Below are 18,142 nucleotides of genomic sequence, written 5' to 3'. Positions count from 1 at the left end.
CCTCCCGCTTCTTCCTAGACTATAGCAAAGGCGCCTGAATTTTGACTTCGCTAATTGGGCGGCGCAGAGCTCGCCCGTGTTACAAGCTCTACGGGAAGCGCTGATTTCATTGGAAGCGCTTTACCAGTGTTCGCCAACTGGCCCAGCAAAACCTCTGCCGCACGGCGTCCCAGTTGGTGTCGGTCCTGTCGGATTGTTGTCAGAGCCGGAACATAGGATCCTGACATTTCGATATCGTCGAAACCAACAACTGAAATGTCACCGGGCACCTTCAACCCACCCGCGACCAGCCCAGAAATCAACCCAAAGGCAACCATATCCGCAGCGCAGAACACCGCCGTTGGGCGCTCATCCATCGCAAGTATTCGTCTGGCGGCCTCATGTCCGGATTCCAGCGAAAAGTCTCCCCTGATAATCCACTCGGGCCGCGCTGGAAGCCCCAAGCGTGTCCGTTCTTCGACCACGCCCTTACGCCGAGCGGTCGTCAGAACATTCCCGTCGGGACCGGTAACATGCGCGATTTTTTTGTGGCCCAAATCATGCAGGTGCCTGATCGCCAATCGCGCACCTTCGGCGTTGTCGCTGGAAATCACCGGAAAGGCCTCGCCTTCCACCCATTCACACAAAAATACTATGCGGTCGCCCGCGCCGTATGTGACGCATTGCTGAAGTGCGGTCGAAGGAATGCCACCATCCAAAGAGATTGCGCCATCTATCCGGCCGTCTCGAAAGTACCCGGCAAGAGTTTCTTCCTGCAGCGGATTGCTTTCGGTATCGGCAATCAGAACTGCATAGTCCGAGCCCGCAAACCCCTCACTGATACCGGCAAGTATGCCCGAATAGAAAGGTTTGCCGAGGTTGGGAACAAGGATCAGTACGGCCCCCGCCCTTTTCATCCGCAGGTTTCGGGCTGCCTGATTAACGCGATATCCCGTCTCGCGAATAGCTTCCAAAACAGCAACACGTGTTGATTTTGACACCAGATCGGGATTGGACAGAACACGACTGACAGTGGCTGTCGACACCTGCGAAACACGTGCGACGTCCTGTATTGTGGCGGGTTTGGGTATCTTGCTCATTGCTTGGCAGTCGATTTCTGGCTTGACTCGAATCTCATGTGATGCCGATTATGTAATCGATTACACAATTTGGAAAGTAGGTTTTTCCCATAATGTAATCGATTGCAGTAACGATTTCGCCAAACGAGGGAAACTGATGGCATCCGAATTCAAACGCAACAAAAGCCAGGTTCTTTGATGGTTTCGAAGGTCACATTCGACTTTGCCGGGGCAAAGGTCCTGGTGATCGGTGCCAGCCGAGCCGGCATTGGTGCCGCTATTGCAAGAGAATTTCAGGACTCGGGTGCCACAGTGGAGATTACCGGTGTGGAACCGCAATGCGTCGAAGAGGACGCCGCCCGGTTTGACTACATTCAACTGGATGTAACCGACACCGACGAAGTCTACAATTTCGCAAGCACACGCGACCATATTGACGTCTTGGTAAACTGTGCGGCGGTGACTCGACGCGGTGAAGAAATGGCACCTGAGTTCTTTTCCCACGTGCTGGACGTAAATCTAACAGGGTCTTTTCGCTGCGCCGAAGCGCTGCACCCTGCCCTTTCGGTTGCGAAAGGGCGCGTCATAAATGTTGCCTCCATGTATGCGCGCTTTGGTTCACCGCTCAACCCAGCCTATGGCGCGTCAAAAGCCGGCGTGGAACAACTAACAAAATCACTGGCGATTGCGTGGGCCAAAGACGGTATTCGGGTGAACGCGATCGCGCCCGGGTTCATCGTGACCGAGCAATCGGCGAAAGCCCGAAAAGACGCCAGTTTCTCAACAGCTGTAGAAGCACGCACACCCTTGGCACGCTGGGGTCACCCAGAAGATATCGCTGGAACAGCCTTGTTTCTCGCATCCGATGCGGCAGCCTTTGTGACCGGTGCCTGCGTGATCGTGGACGGAGGGTATTCGGTTGTTTGACAGGAGTGCACGATGAGTGACTTCGCAAAAATCCGCGCTGCGGTGATCGGAACTGGCTTCATAGGAACAGTGCACGTTCAGGCGCTTCGGCGTCTGGGCGTGGACGTAAGAGGTGTTCTTGGGTCATCGCCAGAGCGCGGAAGGGAACGAGCGCGGGCAATGAGCGTAGCCCGGGCTTATGACTCTCTGGAGGATCTGTTGGCGGATGAAAACATCGATATAGTGCACGTAACGACCCCTAACCACGCACACTATCCGCAAGTGAAATCGATCCTAGCTGCGGGCAAACACGTCATCTGCGAGAAACCACTTGCCATGACGTCCGTAGAAAGCGCCGAGATGGTCGACCTAGCCAAGGCTTCTGGCAAGGTTGCAGCGGTTTGTTACAACATTCGCTTTTATCCGCTGAACCAACAAGCCCACGGCATGGTAATGGCCGGGGATCTGGGTGATATCCGTTTTGTTACCGGGCACTACCATCAGGACTGGCTTGCCAAACCTAGCGACTGGAACTGGCGGCTAGAAAGCGAAATGGGCGGCGCGCTGCGATCAGTTGGTGACATCGGAACGCACTGGGTTGACCTGACCAGCTTCGTCACCGGGTTGAAGGCGACCTCTGTCTTTGCTGAGCTGACAACCTTCCTTCCGGAACGCCAGAAACCTCTTGGCCCGGTTGAGACATTTACCAGCGGAACCGGCGAAACCGAAACTGTGCATATCGACACCGACGATGCTGCGATGATCCTTATCCGATATGAGAACGGAGCGCGGGCCGTGATGAGCACATCCCAGGTGAACATGGGTCGAAAGAACTCGTTGCAATGGGACATCGCCGGAGCAAATGCCAGTGCGGCTTGGGACAGTGAAACTCCTGATCATCTGTTCATTGGGCATCGTGACGCGCCCAACCAGACCCTGATGCGTGACTTCACCTTGATGAACAGTCCGGGGATCGCAGCCGCCACCTTGCCGCCCGGGCATGTCGAAGGGTTCGCAGATTCATTCTTCAACTTTTTCCGGGCGGTTTATGCCGACGTCATCGCGGGCGGGCGGCAACAAGGCAGCACATGGGCCACATTTGAGGACGGCCACTACGAGATGCAGTTCTGCGATGCAGTCGTGAAGTCGGCGAGTGAGAGCCGCTGGGTCGATTTGAGCGAGATTTGAGGGCGATGACATGAAACTGGGCTTACTGACTGCACCATTCGAAAACTCTCAATTGACTGAGGTGGCGGCCTGGGCCGGTTCCAATGGGTTTTCGGCGATGGAGGTCGCCTGCTGGCCATCGTCAGGTGGCGAACAACGGCGCTATGCGGGAACCAGCCACATCAACGTAGATGGCCTTTCTGCGGATCAGGGCACTGAAATTGTTGGGCAACTCGGCGATCAGGGGGTCGAGATTTCGGGTCTGGGGTACTATCCCAATCCGCTCCACGCCGATGAAGAGCATCGGGTTGAAGTTATTGGACATCTTAACAAAGTAATCACCGCCGCCGGTGTTATGGGCATCAAAGTTGTCAACACATTCGTCGGCGGAGATCGCACTCTGCATCTAGACGCGAACTGGGAGCGTGCCACTGAAATTTTCGATCCGATCGTGAAGCATGCACAAAACTCTGGTGTGCGTCTGTGCTTTGAGAACTGCCCGATGATCTTCAGCTATGACGAATGGCCCGGGGGTCACAACATTGCTTACTCGCCAAGAATCTGGCGGCGGATTTTTGAAGAATGGGGCGATGCGGTTGGCATGAACTTCGATCCTTCACATCTGATCTGGCAGTTCATCGATCAGACACGGTTCATCAAGGAGTTCGGTCCTCACATGGCTCATGTCCATGCCAAAGACGTGATGGTTGATGAGGACGGGCTTTATGACAACGGTGTGATGTCTACCGGCATGGGATGGCAAATCCCACGGCTTTGCGGGCTGGGCGATGTGGATTGGTCCGGTTTCTTTTCCGGCCTGTACCGCGCCGGTTACGACGGTCCGATCATTATCGAACATGAAGACAGGTTGTTCGAAGGGACTGACGAAAAGGTCAAGCGGGGTTTTCTGCTGGCCCGGGATGTCCTGTCACCATTCATCAAGTGAAGAAATTATCAAATTTGAAATGACTAAAACTGGGAGGAAACTAAAATGAAGAACCTACTTTATGGTGTTGCTGCTCTTGCAGTTTCAGCGTCTCTTTCAACTGTGGCGATGGCTGACGGGCACAAGCAATACACAATCGGAGTGTCCAACACCGTTCAAGGCAATGGCTGGCGCGAACAGATGATTTGCGCCATGCGTGCCCAAGCTCTGGTCGAAGCCGATGTGACAAACCTGATCGTCGCGCATCGCAACACTGATTCAGCCGGGCAACTGGAAGACATCAACAACCTCATCGAAGCGGGTGTAGACGCCATCGTGCTGAACCCATCCAACCCGGATGCTTTGAATTCGGCACTGGAAAAAGCAATGGCGCAAGATATCGTCATTGTTGCCGTGGATGCCGGTGTTTCGGCTGAAGGCGCCTACATTCTTTCGAACAATCAAGAAGAATACGCCTATCTTGGCGCCAAGTGGTTATTTGAACAGCTCGGTGGCAAAGGTGACGTTGTCTATATGCGAGGCATTGCTGGCGTCTCAGCCGATACTGACCGCGACAACGGCTTTAAACGCGCGTTGGCAGAACACCCCGATATCAATGTGGTGCATGAAGTTTTCACCGGCTGGCAGCAAGACCAGGGTAAGCAACAGATCTTTGATTACCTGGCCACCGGCATCCCGTTTGACGGTGTCTGGACCAGCGGCATCGACAACGTAATCGTCGATGCGTTCACCGAATCCGGGGCACCTTTGGTGCCGATCGTCGGCGCAGACAACGCAGGATTTGTTCAATATCTGACCGAGGTTGAGGGATTGAACGGCGCGGCCGTGACAAATCCTGGCTCAGTCGGCGGCGCAGGCATTGCTCTTGCTGTCGACATTCTTAACGGCAAGGCACCTGAGAACAAAACCGTTCTTGTAGATCCTGTGCTTTGGGAGAATGCGACGGACGCAGGCCGTGAAACGATCACAGCGGCTCAGAATCCTAACCTTGACCCAGAGTGGCCCGTATCAGTGACCGTTCCCGGCTGGACCGATTACACGATGGAACAAATTATCGACTGTAAGGGACCCGGCGAGGGCTGATCCGAATTGACTGGCCTTCCGCCTTTAGCTGGGCGGAAGGCAAATCCAACCCACTCGGCATTCAAGGACTTCCATGAGCAGCACACCACTTCTCGACGCGTCTGACGTGGCCAAAAGTTTTGGCGCCGTACGGGCGTTGACCAATGCGCACCTCACGGTTGCCGAAGGCGAGATCGTCGCCTTGATGGGCGCAAATGGTGCTGGCAAGTCCACTTTCGTCAAGATCATTACCGGTGCCCTTAAACCCGACACTGGACAGGTATTGATCAGAGGCAAACAAGCGTTTGTCGGAAGCCCCGCCGAGGCGCGCCGTTCCGGTTTGGTGCCGGTTTATCAAGAACCCTCACTCATTCCTGATCTCGACGTATCCGACAATCTTCGGCTGACAGACACACCTGTCGATCAGTTTCAAAACTGGGTTACAGAACTTGGTATCGAAGGTCTGAAACTATCGGCAATGATTGGCGACCTGCCACTTGCTACACTGCGCATCCTTGATCTGGCGCGCGCGCTGGCTGTTGAACCAGATGTCCTCTTGCTGGACGAAATGACCGCGGCGCTGCCGACGGATCTGGTTGAACGCGTATTGAAGACCGTAAGGCGCAAAGCAAATGACGGGATGGGTGTGATCTATGTTTCTCACCGTTTCACCGAGATTTCGGAACTGTGCGATCGGGCCACTGTGTTGCGGGATGGCATGTCTGTCGGAGATCTCGACATTGAACCCGGCGTAGAAGAACGCGTGGTCGAATTGATGCTGGGTCAGAAGATTGACATTGGAACACGTCAGATCCTTCGAGCAAATAAACCACAGGCTAAGACACCGCGCCTGAGCATTAAGTCACTGGCTTTTGAGCCCAGTTTTTCGGATGTTTCGTTCGACTTATTCCCCGGCGAGGTCCTAGGGGTGGTCGCGCTTGAGGGTCAGGGGCAGGATGAACTGTTTGAGGTTCTGGCGGGCTTTGATCGCCCGTCTTCAGGATCGATGGAAGTTGATGGAAAGCCCGTAAACTTCGCCCACCCCGCCGACGCCATTGCCGTCGGGATAACTTTCGTTCCGGGCGATCGTTCAGACGCTCTGCTGGCGCAAAGGTCAGTTAAAGAAAACATCGCTCTGCCATTTTCTGCCCGGCTCAAGAACTGGGGACCAATAAAACTGCGGCATGAGCGCGATCGGGTCGCTTATGCGGTCGAGAAACTGCAGATCGACACACGCGCGCAGGGCGAGGTGCAAAGGCTTTCAGGTGGCAACCAACAGAAAGTCACCATTGGTCGCTGGCTCGCGACAGGTGTCGAAACCCTGCTTCTATTCGATCCGACCCGTGGCATCGATGTGCGCACAAAACGCCAGATTTACCCGCTTGTCCGTGAGTTGGCAGATCAAGGAGCGGCGGTTCTATTCTACACGTCCGAGTTGGAAGAAATCCCACTTGCCTGTGACCGCGCGGTCGTAATCTTCAACGGTCGTGTGGTTGATGTGATTGATGCCGCTGACGCGGATGAACAAACACTGATGCGTGCGGCCTATGGCCTGACCGAGACGGAGGGCGCGGCGTGAGCGTGGCCATCCGAAAACACGCATGGGTCATGGGGTTAGCGATTCTTCTCATGGTCCTTTTGACCATCACAAAATTGATACAGCCAACTTTCGGTGCGTCAGGACTGGAGAGTATTGCCCGCGCCGCCCTGCCCTTTGCTTTCGCAACCGCCGGTATGGCCATCGTCGTAATTGTCGGCGGTATCGACCTGTCTGTTGCGTCTATGATGGCGGTCTGTGCTGTGACTGCAGCCGTTCTGATGGAGCGCATGGCCGGTGTACCGGCCTTGTTTATCGTGTTGGGGGTCGGGTTTTTGATGGGGTTGATCAATGGTCTTTTGATCGTTGTAACGCGCGTGCCCGACATCGTTGTGACACTCGCCATGCTGTTTGTCTGGGAAGGCGTCGCGCTGTTGATACTTGAGACACCGGGCGGCGCGACTGCAGATTGGCTGGAACAGGCAATACGCGGTCAGTTTCTATTCGACGGGCTGCCTAAGGCATTGCTCATCGTTGCCTTTGGCATCGCTGTTGTCTGGTTGCCGATCCGGCGCTCCAAACTCGGGCTCTCGATTTACGCCACCGGATCAGACGAGCTTGCCGCCTTCCGTTCTGGTGTTTCAGTGGGAAGAACAAAGATAGCAGCCTATGCGCTATGCGGGCTGTTTTGTGCCATGGGCGGTCTAAGCCTCGCTGCGCTGACCGGGATTGGAGAGCCGGTACCGGGGCCATATCTTATGGCCTCGGTCGCGGCCGTAGTTCTGGGCGGTGTCGTGCTGGGCGGTGGCAAAGGCGGTCTGCTTGGGCCGATCATCGCGGTGTTCATTTTGCGGATCATTCGGACGATCCTGACATTGCTGGCCGTCGATCCAAACGTGACCACGATTATCGAAGGCACAATTATGGTTCTCGTCGTTATGTTGGGCACGGCGGCTTCACTAAAGGGAGCCCGCCGATGAGCATGGACACCATAGATCCACCGATGGTCCGCTTTGGCCGTTATCTGCGCGACAACCCAATTATTCCGCTATTGGTCTTCCTTGTCCTGATGATCGCTGTGCTGGAAGTATTGCGGCCAGGTATCGTTACCCCGGTCCGAGCAGGTCGGGATGGGCTGATTTCAACCTTTTGGGTTGGCAACCTGATCAAGTTCGCAATTCCATTGGCGATGCTTGCGGCTTGTCAGGTGCTGACAATGCTAACCGCAGGAATTGATCTCTCGGTCGGGGTAGTTGCCACCGTGTCAGCCTTCGTTTGCGCAACACTTAGTGCGATTTGGGGCGTGACACCTGCAGTATTGATCGCGCTGTCAGCTGGCCTAGTTGTGGGCGTTGTAAATGGCATCGGCGTGGGATTGGTCCGGGTCCATCCATTGATCATGACCCTAGGAACAGGGTTAATCGCCACCGGATGTCTTCAGGTCTATCAACGCCTCGTTATCAATGCTGGCACCGAAATTCCCGCCTTCCTTGCCTGGCTCGGAACCGGCCGCACCGCTGGAATGCCGAACGGCCTTTTTGTATTCATCCCGTTTGCGCTCTTTATCCTGTGGCTGATGCGCTATACAGGATTTGGTCGGCTGCTGTTCGCCCTAGGCTCTAATGAGCAGGCCGCTAAGCTGTCCGGGGTCCGAGCATGGCAGGTCTATCTGGGGCTCTACGTGCTTTCAAGTTTGATCGCTGCGCTGGCTGGCTTGCTCTATCTCGGCATGATCCGTCAAACTTCGCTGAGCCTTGCCAACCCCTTATTGTTACCCTCTGTCGCTGCGGCGGTGATCGGCGGCACATCAATCTTCGGAGGTCGTGGCAGTTTCGCAGGTGCGATTGTGGGCGCACTTATTCTGCGTGTGCTGGATACTATGCTAACATTGATGCAAATGCCGGAAGGTGCGCGCACGGCCCTGTTTGGGCTGATCATTCTTGCAGTTACCGCACTCTACGTCAGGATCACCGGCACGCGCTAAAGGGAGTTTCCAATGGCCAAATTCCGGATCGTCGGCATCAGTTTCGATCACATGCATATGGGTGACTTGCTTCGGATGGTGCACGATCATCCAGACGCTGAAATCGCCGGTATATTCGATCCTGATTGGGACAAGATGAAGGCAGCGGCAACGGCCTTCAGCGTTCCCGAAGATCGGATCTTTACCGACTTCGACACATGCATGGCTGCGGGACCCTACGACATGGCAATTCTTTGTGTGGCAACGGCTCAGCATGCGGAATATACCGAACGTCTGGCCTCTTACGACCTGCATGTTTTTGTCGAAAAGCCCTTTGCCGCATCTTCTGATGATGCGCGCCGCATGATGGCTGCAATGGATAGGACCGACAAGCAGTTGATCATCAACTGGCCTTTGCGATGGGTCGAAAGCCATGTGACGGCCAAACGGTTGATTGATGACGGGATGATCGGCGACCTGCACGAAGTGCATTTCTACGACGGAAATCGCGGACCTCTGTACCATCTGGCCGACAAGGTCGAAGTCACCCCGGACGAGGTTGAGCGTCAGAAACCGAACTCATGGTGGTATAAGCGTGCATCGGGCGGTGGGTCGCTGTTGGATTACCTTGGCTACGGCGCGACGCTTGGAACCTGGTATATGGGGGGCGAGGAGCCGATCGAGGTGACATGCACAGTCGATGAGACACCGGGGATTGAGGTCGATCAACACGCCATTGCCGTTTGCCGTTATGAAACCGGGCTCTCAAAAATGGAAACGCGCTGGGGCACCTTCACCGACCCGTGGACAACGCAACCTCAACCAACTTGCGGATTCGTCTTTGTGGGCACAGACGGCACCATTTCATCGCCCGATTATGCCGATCACATAACGATTCAAACCCGCACACGACCTGACCGGCACGAGATACCAGTGACTCCGCTACCGTTAGGTGAACGAAATGCGATTGAGTATGTCCTTGACTGCATATCCAGAGAAGTCCCGGTCAAAGGGCCACTGGATCCAGCACTTTGCCTGACAGCGCAACGGATCGTCGATACAGCGCTCCGCTCGGCATATGAAAAACGAACACTTCGGTTACTCGCATGACCTCAGACAGTGCCAATTCAGACCAGTACGCACTAAAATCTGCTCATCTGCACGAAATCGATGCGCCGGATCTGCAGTATCTTCCACCAATGCCTCGACGCTATGAACCCCGGATCGGGGTTATTGGTACGGGTGGGATTTCTGCAAGCCATCTTGATGCCTACCGAACAGCAGGCTGGGACGTCGCCGCAATCTGGAACCGTACGCGCTCAAAGGCTGAAGAGAAAGCTGCTGAATACTGCCCCTCTGCACGCATCGAAGATGACTGGGAGGCGCTTCTTGCCGATAGCGAGATCGACGTTGTCGATGTCACGCTGCACCCCGAACATCGAGTGCCAATCATCAGAGCTGCCCTGCAAGCAGGCAAACACGTGCTCAGCCAGAAGCCTTTTGTTACCGACCTCGATCTAGGTAATGACCTTGTGAAGCTGGCAGATGATCAAGGCGTTAAACTAGCGGTAAACCAGAACGGTCGTTGGGCCCCGCACCTGTCCTGGATGCGTGAGGCGGTTTCAGCCGGATTGATCGGTGATGTTCTGTCGGCCCATATCTCAATTCACTGGGATCACAGCTGGACTGCAGGTACCCCGTTTGACGAAATCGACCAGCTGATACTTTACGACTTTGGAATTCACTGGTTCGACTTTCTTGCGTCTCTTGTCGGAGATAGAGCAGAAAGCGTCTTTGCAACTGCTACATCTGCACGCGGCCAGGCCAACAAAGTGCCTCTGATGTCGCAGGCTCTGGTTCGTTTGGACCAAGGCCAAGCAAGCCTGGTTTTTGACGGGGGCGTTCCCTTTGGGCCTCGCGATACAACATACGTTGCAGGTACGACCGGTAGCCTGACATCAGTTGGACCGGATCTGTCGACGCAATCTGTGACACTTGAGACAGCGCATGGCATTGCGCGGCCTGCACTCGAAGGACAATGGTTCAACGACGGGTTTCGTGGCGCCATGGGGGAGCTTCTTTGTTCAATTGAAGACGACCGAGAGCCCTCAACATCTGCAAGAACCAACCTAAAATCATTGGCCATCGTTCTCGCCGCGGTTGCTTCGTCTAAACGCAAAAGGGAGGTCGAGATAGGAAGCATTAGGCTCAGGACACATAGCGAATAGATGACCAAAGCGGCGAGAGCGATTTCTGAGAGGAAGACTTGAGACACCTGTCGAACCGCGTCGCCAGTCCTTCAATCTGCCAAACATGATCTCAATCCGATTGCGACGTTTGTAGCGGCACTTGTCGTATCGGACAGTTGTCTTGCGCTGTTTGCGGCCTGGGATGCACGCGCGTATCCCTTTGTCTTTCAACGCTTCTCTGAACCAATCGGCATCATATCCGCGCTCACCCAGCAACCATTCGACATTCGGCGGGCTGCTGACCAATGCCCTCGCGCTAATGTAGTTGCTGACCTATCCGGCAGTGACAGACAGATCCCAGGGGCTTCATTCGCCATTGTGCTTGAACCAATAGCGCAAAAGGGCTCATCTGTCACAAACCGCATGCAACTTTGTGTTCATGCCGCCCTTGGTGCGCCCGATCAGACATGTGCACCGCTCATTTGAGCGCGATGATTCACGCAGCCAAACGGAAATCAATGGGCCTAAATTGTTGTTGTCGCGTGATGTCTTCCACTGAAGCAGAATATACTCCAGCATAGTCCGCGCAGTCTCCAGACCGGTTGCTGAGCAAAAGATTGGTGATGTCCTCAGCCGCGTTCTGAGCATGAGCTTGAACGGCAGTAAATCCTGTAAGAAGCGCGCTGAATGTCAAAACACTCACTCGCATGGTTCGATCTCCTTAGGGTTTTCAGAAATCCAAAAAAATGTTGCTCGATGGGAGTTGATGTCAGTCATCCTATCCTCAAAACGCGACGCGGTCCCCTCCATTCAAGTCCAGGATTTCTCTCGCTTCATCGGGAGTTGCGACCTGACTGCCTTTCTCTCACCGAAGATTCAGGCCACGATTCTCGACAGCACCCAGCCGCCCGAACTCACACTCAAGCGTCTGGTCAGCGTTACCCACGCAATTGATTGGGCCGAACAGGAATGTCGTTCGACTTTTGACACCTCAAGAACCGGCCTCCCAGATACAGGGTTCGCCCTCCTTGATCCGTGGGAACAATTCCCTGCTCCACCTTTTTGGGAATTTGCAGCATAGACCTCTGAAAAACATACATTTCTGAGCGGAGAAACTCTGGGTTCCAGACCCATCTCACGAAAATTCCCTGTAAATTGCCGGGTATCAGGGAAATCCCTCCCAAAGCGACCCCGCCAAAATGCGCCACTGAGACTGAGGCCTGAATTGCGTTCTGAGTGTACGGTTTGCTCCGTCTCTGATTGAAAGCGCATGCGCCAACTCGCGGGAATTGCGACTCAATTCCGGGTCAGAGAACACAACTGAAGTGAGACAGGTATGAGTGGCGGTGCTGCCAGACTAATTCGAACCAGTCTCAGTGTGCCGCGGGATCCGCAATTCTTATCCGGAACAAAGTTGACGCCACTCGCTAAGAGCGGCGGCGCGGGTCAGCTTGAAGGTGTCTCGGCTGGTGAGCGATCTTTCTTGGTTGAAGTGGTTTTAGACGGAAGAATGAACGGCAGCGAATTTCTGTAAACTTCGCATGCGCCTGAACCGTTGCGTCGCGCGTTCGCGTCGTCGAAACGGAAGATGCGAATTCTCTACGCGGTTGTTGAGCCACCTGCCCGTCTGTTGTTTTTCGAGCGCGCCCATTTCTCTGAGCGCAGCCTTGTAGGAAGCGAAGCGATCTGTGACGATCTCTTCGGCGCAACCGTGCCGCTTCATCAGTTTCCTGAGGAATTTCAGTGCTGCAGCTTTGTTTCGGCGCTTGGTGACAACGGCTTCCAGCACCTCGCCTTCATGATCTACGGCCCGCCAGAGGTAGTACCTTTTGCCATTCACCTTCACAAAAACTTCGTCCACGTGCCACTTCCATTTCGAAAATGCCCGCAGTTGCTGGACTCGCTTCCGCCTTATCTCAGCAGCAAACATCGGGCCGAACCTGTTCCACCAATACCGGACAGTTTCGTGGTTCACGTCGATGCCTCGTTCATGCAGCAGATCTTCGACATTCCGAAGCGAGAGCGGAAATCGAATATACAGCATCACAGCAAGGCGGATGATATCGGGACTGGTCTTGAAGTTTTTAAAAGAGGCAGGTTTGGTCATGTGCAAAAACCACGCAACCGCCCTGCCCCGCTCAAGCAAAGTTCTTCTGACAAGACCTGCCAGGGGTGTCACTTCACTCCCGCGAAGAGTATTTGTTTCTTGCGATCTGCATCCCTTTGACACAAATCGAAATCGTTCTCATGCAAAAAACCCTGAGGGGAGGGCGCAACTAAAAAATGCCCATAATCATCTCGGCCTGCGACTAGCGCAACCAAAGTCTTCACGCCGTTTTGCTGTTTCATTGAGGGCTTTATGAAACGCAACGCCGCACCAATGCGTCTATCGTCTGTGTTATTGGGCCCTGATGCGTGAAAGAGATGCCCGTGATGCATGGATGCCTGCCCCGCACGCAATTCGGCAGCGACCGCATCTTTTTCCTTCACATCGACTGCGATTTCCTGCCCTCGTGACAACAGGTTGTTTTCGCTGAAGGTGTCCACGTGAGGCACGATACGGCTTTTATGGCTGCCAGGAACAAACCTCATACACCCGCTTTGCTCAGACGCTTCTGAAATCGCAACCCAACAGGTTACCTCTTCAGCATCATCCAAACCCCAATAGGTCAAGTCTTGGTGCCACGAGACTATCTTTGATGATCGCGCTTCTTTTACGAAAAGTGCTCCGCTCCAAACCATGAGGTCCGGCCCCAACACTGTTGAAGCAGCCTCAATCAGCTTCGGATGGCGAAGAAGTGCATCGAATGATGGTATTAGCCTGTCCGGATAAGAATATAGAAGCTTGAGTTTCTCCGGGTCGTCTCTGAGAATGCGCTCTGCTTTCTCAAAACCATCGCGCAGCGTTTGGACCTCGGAAGCTGTCAGGATATCCAGCGGCGCTACGAAACCGTCTCTTTCATAAGCCTTTGCAGTATCACGCATTCGTCTATCCATCGTCATTTTCCGGAAACGTTAACTGTACCTTCATTGACTGGCTTCGATCAGACGCGACCTCAAAGGCAGTGACAACCTCGCCAACTTCGAAGGTATGCGTCACCAACTGGTCGACGTTTATTAGTCCGCTTCGCATCATCTCGACCGCGACTGAGAACTCGGAATGGAAACGGAAAGACCCGCGAAGCACTATCTCTTTTGCAGTCAACGCTTGCATCGGCACTGTCATATCTCCGCCCAGACCAAGCTGAACCAATGTTCCACCCGGTCGCAAGCATGCGACTCCAGAAGCCAGAGCAGATTGAGCCCCGGAACACTCCAGTTGGACATCAATCTGGCCCTTGTCCTTTTCAAACGTCTCCAGTTTTTGCGGATCGGCGTAAGTGTTGATGGCATCGTCTGCCCCGCATTCACGCGCCAAAGCGAGGGTCTGGTCCGAGATATCGGTTGCCACTATTCTGGCCGCCCCTGAACGACGTGCTGCCAAGATCGTGAGGCAGCCGATCGGACCGCATCCCGTGATAAGTACCGTTTTACCTAAGAGGCTCCCAGCTTGTTTAATCGCGTGCAAACAGACCGCCAGAGGTTCGGCCATAGCGGCCTGCGCGGGGCTCAACCCATCTGCCGGAACACATTGACCTGCTTTTGCCACGAGTTTGCTTTGAAAAGCGCCTTGGATATGCGGGAACGGCATCGCGCTGCCATAGAACTTCATATCAAGACAGTGGTTTTGCTGCCTGTTCAGACAATAAATGCAGGCTTGGCAAGGGCGGGATGGAGAAACTGCAACGAGTTGACCTGAGTGCACCCCCTGCACACTTGACCCAACTTTCACGATTTCCCCGGCGACTTCGTGTCCAAGTACCATCGGTTGACGCAACTTTATCGCACCGAAACCACCGTGGTTGTAGTAATGCAGGTCAGATCCGCAAATCCCACCCGCGCGCATGGCAATCAAGACTTCGTCTGGCCCCACATCGTGTACGTCTCGGTTTTCCAACCTCAGATCTTTTGCGGCATGGATAACAACAGCAACACTGGCCGAAGACATTGCACAGACTCCCTATACAGATTGCCAAAAGATACGGATAGTCGGTGCTGACAACCAAGGGGTTTTTGCATGACGCTTGAAATGTTCAACCTAAAGGGAACACGCGCACTAGTAACAGGCTCTAGCCAAGGCATTGGATTTGCGTTGGCCCGTGGCTTGGCTGCCGCCGGTGCTCAGGTCGTTTTGAACGGGCGCGACACCGCGAAGCTAGCGGCAGCAGCATCCGAGTTGAGGGAAACAGGCGCCTCGGTACGTGAACTTTCGTTCGATGTAACCGATCATGAAGGTGTCCGATCTGCCGTGGACAACTTTGAAGACAATGTCGGCCCCATAGACATCCTGATAAACAACGCCGGAATGCAACACAGGACGGAGTTACAGGATTTCCCCGCTGAAGCGTTCGAGCGCCTACTACAGACAAATGTTGCGTCCGTCTTTCACGTCGGTCAGGCTGTGGCACGGCACATGATTGAAAGAAAGTCAGGCAAGATCATTAACATTGCTTCGGTTCAATCCGCATTAGCAAGACCGGGTATTGCGCCTTACACGGCGACAAAAGGCGCCGTGACCAACCTTACAAAGGGAATGGCAACTGATTGGGCTAAATATGGTCTAAACTGCAATGCCATTGCGCCTGGATATTTCGATACACCTTTGAACGCCGCATTGGTTGCTGACCCAGAGTTCAGTGCATGGCTTGAGAAACGCACCCCAGCCGGTCGCTGGGGCAATGTAGAAGAACTTGTCGGCGCCGCCATATTCCTTGCCTCCCCTGCATCCAGTTTCGTCAATGGACATACTCTCTACGTTGATGGCGGAATAACGGCGTCACTTTGATTTGTGTCTTTCAACCGTCTGCTAGGTACGACTGACGCAGGTTTCGTTTAAAGCGCCGACGCCAAAGCAATCACCACAACAACCATCAATGAAGCCGCCATCGCAAAGTTGATCCTTTGATGTGAACTCTCACTTAAATCAAGGCTGCCCAGCTTTGCGCCAGCACCCAGCCAGATCATGTGAACTGGCACCCAAATCATATTGAATACTACGATTTTTATGACGACCTCCCAAACGGGCGCATCGGGCATAAAGGCAAACCCTGAAAACAATGCAGTGCCGACCACGTAAGCCTTGGGATTAATGAACTGAAGTGTCAGCCCGTTCGCAAACCCAAGTGGCGAGACCGCGGGGGAAAACCCGACCTTTGAGCCAGCGCTTGCAATACGCCAGGCGAGAAATCCCAAATACCCGACAGAGGCAAATAGCAGCAAAGTTCTAAGTACCGGTATAGCCAAAGCTACTGCAGCGACTCCAGAAACAACCAACATCATGTTGATGAACCCGCCCAGCATCAAACCGGCCACAAAAGCGAGCCCAGCTCGAAAACCAAATGCTGATCCAATACCCGCAGTTGTCAAAACACCTGGGCCAGGCGTAATCAACAGAAAGAAAACCGCAACGGCAAATTCAAACACTGTTCAGATTGGCCTTTTACAGATCTCTGCATTCCGGCACAGCTGTGATCACCGATCCGTCCTTAAGGTGTTGCAGGAGATTGTCGACAGTTAGGTCACCCATAGCTGCACGCGTCTCAATAGTCGCGCTACCAGCGTGAGGGAGCAGAACGACATTGGACAGCTCGCGCAATGCTTTTGGAACACGCGGTTCGTCCTCGAAAACATCAAGCCCTGCCCACCCGAGCTCACCGTTTTGCAATGCATTAATGAGGGCAGTTTCGTCGACGATCGAACCTCGACTAACGTTTATCAGAGTGCCGCCTGCCCCCAACGCGTGCAGCACCTCAGCGTTGACCAACTTGTTGGTCGAAGGACCGCCGGGCGTGATGCATATGAGGACGTCCACATGTTCTGCCATTTCAACCAAATTGTCGAAATACGGGTACGGGACATCCTTTTGATTGCGGGTGTGATAAGAAATTTCGGGGGCCCACGGCTCCAACTTATCAACGATCGCCTGACCAATGCGACCAAGACCAAGAATGCCTATCTTTTGATTGTCCGCTGATCGCGTCAAAGGGGCATTACCTTCAACTTCCCACCGTCCGGACCGAACGTAATCATCGTCACGTATGAGCTCTCGATAACATGACAGAAACAGCAGAACGGCGGTGGTAGCGACTTCTTTGTTCAAAACATTGGGTGTGTGCGTAACAACAATCCCACGCTCAACCGCAGCATTTGCGTCGACAGCGTCGTAACCGACCCCATAGACACTGATCATCTTCAGGTTACTGAGTGATGTCATCAGGTCATGGGGAACACCATCATGTCCGTTCGTTACAATATGCGTAACACTTTCAGCGTTGAAATTGTCCAATTGATGAATGTCGAACACTGCGGACAGGCGCTCTCGCATCCGTTCAGTGATCCCTCCGATTTGCAACAAGTCAGTCATCTTGACCAACCTTTTGCCGCTGAACACCAAGCCCATCGATGCGAAGCTCCATGACGTCGCCTTTTTTCAGATAAATTGGCTCCGGTTTGATCCCCATTCCAACACCGGGCGGTGTTCCAGTTGAAATTACGTCACCGGGGTGCAGTGTGAATAGTTGGCTTAGATGCTCTATGATCTCGGTAACGGAAAAGATCATCGTAGCAGTATTCCCGGTTTGCATGCGCTGACCGTTTACATCCAGTGACATTCCAAGGCTTTGAGGATCAGGCACCTCATCCCGGGTCACTAGCCACGGGCCGGTAGGGCCAAATGTGTCGCACGATTTTCCTTTGGTCCATTGACCGGTCAGTTGAGTTTGAAAATGCCTTTCCGACACGTCATTTACGATGCAATAGCCCGCAACATATTCGAGTGCGTCGGCCTTGGAAACGTATTTGGCCGTCTTACCGATGACGACCCCTAGTTCGCATTCCCAGTCGGTATGTGTAGACCCCCGCGGCATAACAACATCGTCATAGGCACCTATGACGGCTGAGTTTGCCTTGAAAAAAAGGATCGGATGCTCGGGAATATCTGCGCCGGTTTCTGCAGCATGGTCCGAGTAGTTCAATCCGATGCAAAGAAATTTACCGATGTCACCGACACACTGTGCGATACGAGGATCACCCTCCACAATTGGCAGGTTACTCGGATCTAATGAGCGCAGACTATCAAGAGTTCCGTCATCTAAAATCTCGCCGGTGATATCATTGATGTGAGCGGACAGATCCCGCAAATGCCCCTCAGAGTCGACCAGGGCAGGCTTTTCCGAGCCCTCGGCTCCGTAACGAACTAGTTTCATTTCTTTTCCT

Annotated in this window: 17 protein-coding genes and 2 pseudogenes; 11 read left to right on the top strand and 8 right to left on the bottom strand. The window is 53.9% G+C overall.

Annotated features, from left to right (window positions below; genetic code table 11):
• Positions 1 to 50 precede the first annotated feature (50 nt).
• The gene (locus tag AC2FFF_RS15330) at positions 51 to 1,079 is read right to left on the bottom strand and encodes a LacI family DNA-binding transcriptional regulator (RefSeq protein WP_281972354.1); all 1,029 of its coding nucleotides are present in this window, start codon (positions 1,077 to 1,079) and stop codon (positions 51 to 53) included.
• Positions 1,080 to 1,256: 177 nt separating this feature from the next.
• On the opposite strand from AC2FFF_RS15330, the gene AC2FFF_RS15325 reads away from it, so the two are divergent.
• The 9 genes from AC2FFF_RS15325 (at position 1,257) to AC2FFF_RS15285 (ending at position 10,867) form a co-directional block, all read left to right on the top strand.
• Positions 1,257 to 1,985 (top strand): SDR family NAD(P)-dependent oxidoreductase, encoded by a 729-nt coding sequence (locus AC2FFF_RS15325; protein ID WP_281972355.1) that lies wholly within the window; start codon positions 1,257 to 1,259, stop codon positions 1,983 to 1,985.
• Positions 1,986 to 1,997: 12 nt separating this feature from the next.
• On the top strand, positions 1,998 to 3,152 hold the full coding sequence (locus AC2FFF_RS15320; RefSeq protein WP_281972356.1) for a Gfo/Idh/MocA family protein: 1,155 nt from the start codon (positions 1,998 to 2,000) through the stop codon (positions 3,150 to 3,152).
• A 10-nt stretch (positions 3,153 to 3,162) separates the two neighbouring features.
• Positions 3,163 to 4,077, top strand: coding sequence for a sugar phosphate isomerase/epimerase family protein (locus AC2FFF_RS15315; protein ID WP_281972357.1), 915 nt, complete (start codon positions 3,163 to 3,165; stop codon positions 4,075 to 4,077).
• Between the two features lie 45 nt (positions 4,078 to 4,122).
• Positions 4,123 to 5,160 carry an ABC transporter substrate-binding protein gene (locus tag AC2FFF_RS15310; protein ID WP_142634734.1) on the top strand — a complete coding sequence of 346 codons (1,038 nt, stop codon included), beginning with the start codon at positions 4,123 to 4,125 and terminating at the stop codon, positions 5,158 to 5,160.
• A 73-nt stretch (positions 5,161 to 5,233) separates the two neighbouring features.
• Positions 5,234 to 6,718: a sugar ABC transporter ATP-binding protein gene (locus AC2FFF_RS15305; protein WP_142634736.1), complete on the top strand. Its 1,485-nt coding sequence runs from the start codon at positions 5,234 to 5,236 to the stop codon at positions 6,716 to 6,718.
• A 74-nt stretch (positions 6,719 to 6,792) separates the two neighbouring features.
• Entirely contained in the window at positions 6,793 to 7,656 is an 864-nt protein-coding gene (locus AC2FFF_RS15300) for an ABC transporter permease (protein ID WP_281972358.1), read from the top strand.
• Positions 7,653 to 8,660 (top strand): ABC transporter permease, encoded by a 1,008-nt coding sequence (locus tag AC2FFF_RS15295; protein WP_281972359.1) that lies wholly within the window; start codon positions 7,653 to 7,655, stop codon positions 8,658 to 8,660. The genes AC2FFF_RS15300 and AC2FFF_RS15295 overlap by 4 nt, the downstream gene beginning before the upstream one ends.
• A gap of 12 nt (positions 8,661 to 8,672) precedes the next feature.
• Positions 8,673 to 9,749: a Gfo/Idh/MocA family protein gene (locus tag AC2FFF_RS15290; protein ID WP_281972360.1), complete on the top strand. Its 1,077-nt coding sequence runs from the start codon at positions 8,673 to 8,675 to the stop codon at positions 9,747 to 9,749.
• Positions 9,746 to 10,867 (top strand): Gfo/Idh/MocA family protein, encoded by a 1,122-nt coding sequence (locus tag AC2FFF_RS15285; RefSeq protein WP_271946175.1) that lies wholly within the window; start codon positions 9,746 to 9,748, stop codon positions 10,865 to 10,867. Before AC2FFF_RS15290 ends, AC2FFF_RS15285 begins: the two co-directional genes overlap by 4 nt.
• Here the strand turns inward: AC2FFF_RS15285 and AC2FFF_RS15280 are convergent.
• Positions 10,858 to 11,293, bottom strand: a pseudogene (locus tag AC2FFF_RS15280) (transposase); the annotation flags it as partial. The gene AC2FFF_RS15285 and the pseudogene AC2FFF_RS15280 sit on opposite strands and share 10 nt — an antisense overlap.
• 181 nt (positions 11,294 to 11,474) lie before the next feature.
• Here AC2FFF_RS15280 and AC2FFF_RS15275 point away from each other — a divergent pair.
• A complete protein-coding gene (locus AC2FFF_RS15275) occupies positions 11,475 to 11,909 on the top strand; it encodes a hypothetical protein (RefSeq protein ID WP_271946172.1) in 435 nt (144 codons plus the stop codon).
• A 318-nt stretch (positions 11,910 to 12,227) separates the two neighbouring features.
• Here the strand turns inward: AC2FFF_RS15275 and AC2FFF_RS15270 are convergent.
• The 3 genes and pseudogenes from AC2FFF_RS15270 to AC2FFF_RS15260 form a co-directional block, all read right to left on the bottom strand.
• Positions 12,228 to 12,935: pseudogene (locus tag AC2FFF_RS15270) on the bottom strand (IS6 family transposase).
• A gap of 68 nt (positions 12,936 to 13,003) precedes the next feature.
• Positions 13,004 to 13,813: a phytanoyl-CoA dioxygenase family protein gene (locus tag AC2FFF_RS15265; RefSeq protein WP_246097144.1), complete on the bottom strand. Its 810-nt coding sequence runs from the start codon at positions 13,811 to 13,813 to the stop codon at positions 13,004 to 13,006.
• 4 nt (positions 13,814 to 13,817) lie between these two features.
• Entirely contained in the window at positions 13,818 to 14,876 is a 1,059-nt protein-coding gene (locus AC2FFF_RS15260) for an L-idonate 5-dehydrogenase (RefSeq protein WP_496751034.1), read from the bottom strand.
• 69 nt (positions 14,877 to 14,945) lie between these two features.
• On the opposite strand from AC2FFF_RS15260, the gene AC2FFF_RS15255 reads away from it, so the two are divergent.
• A complete protein-coding gene (locus AC2FFF_RS15255; RefSeq protein WP_142634750.1) occupies positions 14,946 to 15,713 on the top strand; it encodes an SDR family oxidoreductase in 768 nt (255 codons plus the stop codon).
• A 47-nt stretch (positions 15,714 to 15,760) separates the two neighbouring features.
• Here the strand turns inward: AC2FFF_RS15255 and AC2FFF_RS15250 are convergent, their stop codons facing one another.
• The 3 genes from AC2FFF_RS15250 to AC2FFF_RS15240 are packed head-to-tail and all read right to left on the bottom strand — an operon-like array spanning position 15,761 to position 18,132.
• Positions 15,761 to 16,351, bottom strand: a complete 591-nt coding sequence (locus tag AC2FFF_RS15250; RefSeq protein ID WP_271946164.1) for a LysE family translocator — start codon at positions 16,349 to 16,351, stop codon at positions 15,761 to 15,763.
• 16 nt (positions 16,352 to 16,367) lie between these two features.
• Positions 16,368 to 17,291 carry a 2-hydroxyacid dehydrogenase gene (locus AC2FFF_RS15245; RefSeq protein ID WP_496751063.1) on the bottom strand — a complete coding sequence of 308 codons (924 nt, stop codon included), beginning with the start codon at positions 17,289 to 17,291 and terminating at the stop codon, positions 16,368 to 16,370.
• Entirely contained in the window at positions 17,284 to 18,132 is an 849-nt protein-coding gene (locus tag AC2FFF_RS15240; RefSeq protein WP_281994835.1) for a fumarylacetoacetate hydrolase family protein, read from the bottom strand. The genes AC2FFF_RS15245 and AC2FFF_RS15240 overlap by 8 nt, the downstream gene beginning before the upstream one ends.
• Positions 18,133 to 18,142: the final 10 nt, after the last annotated feature.

It is taken from the genome of Ruegeria sp. YTSA226, assembly GCF_059609905.1.
The sequence above is the reverse complement of the archived record's forward strand: the minus strand, read 5'-3'. Positions and strand labels throughout refer to the sequence as shown.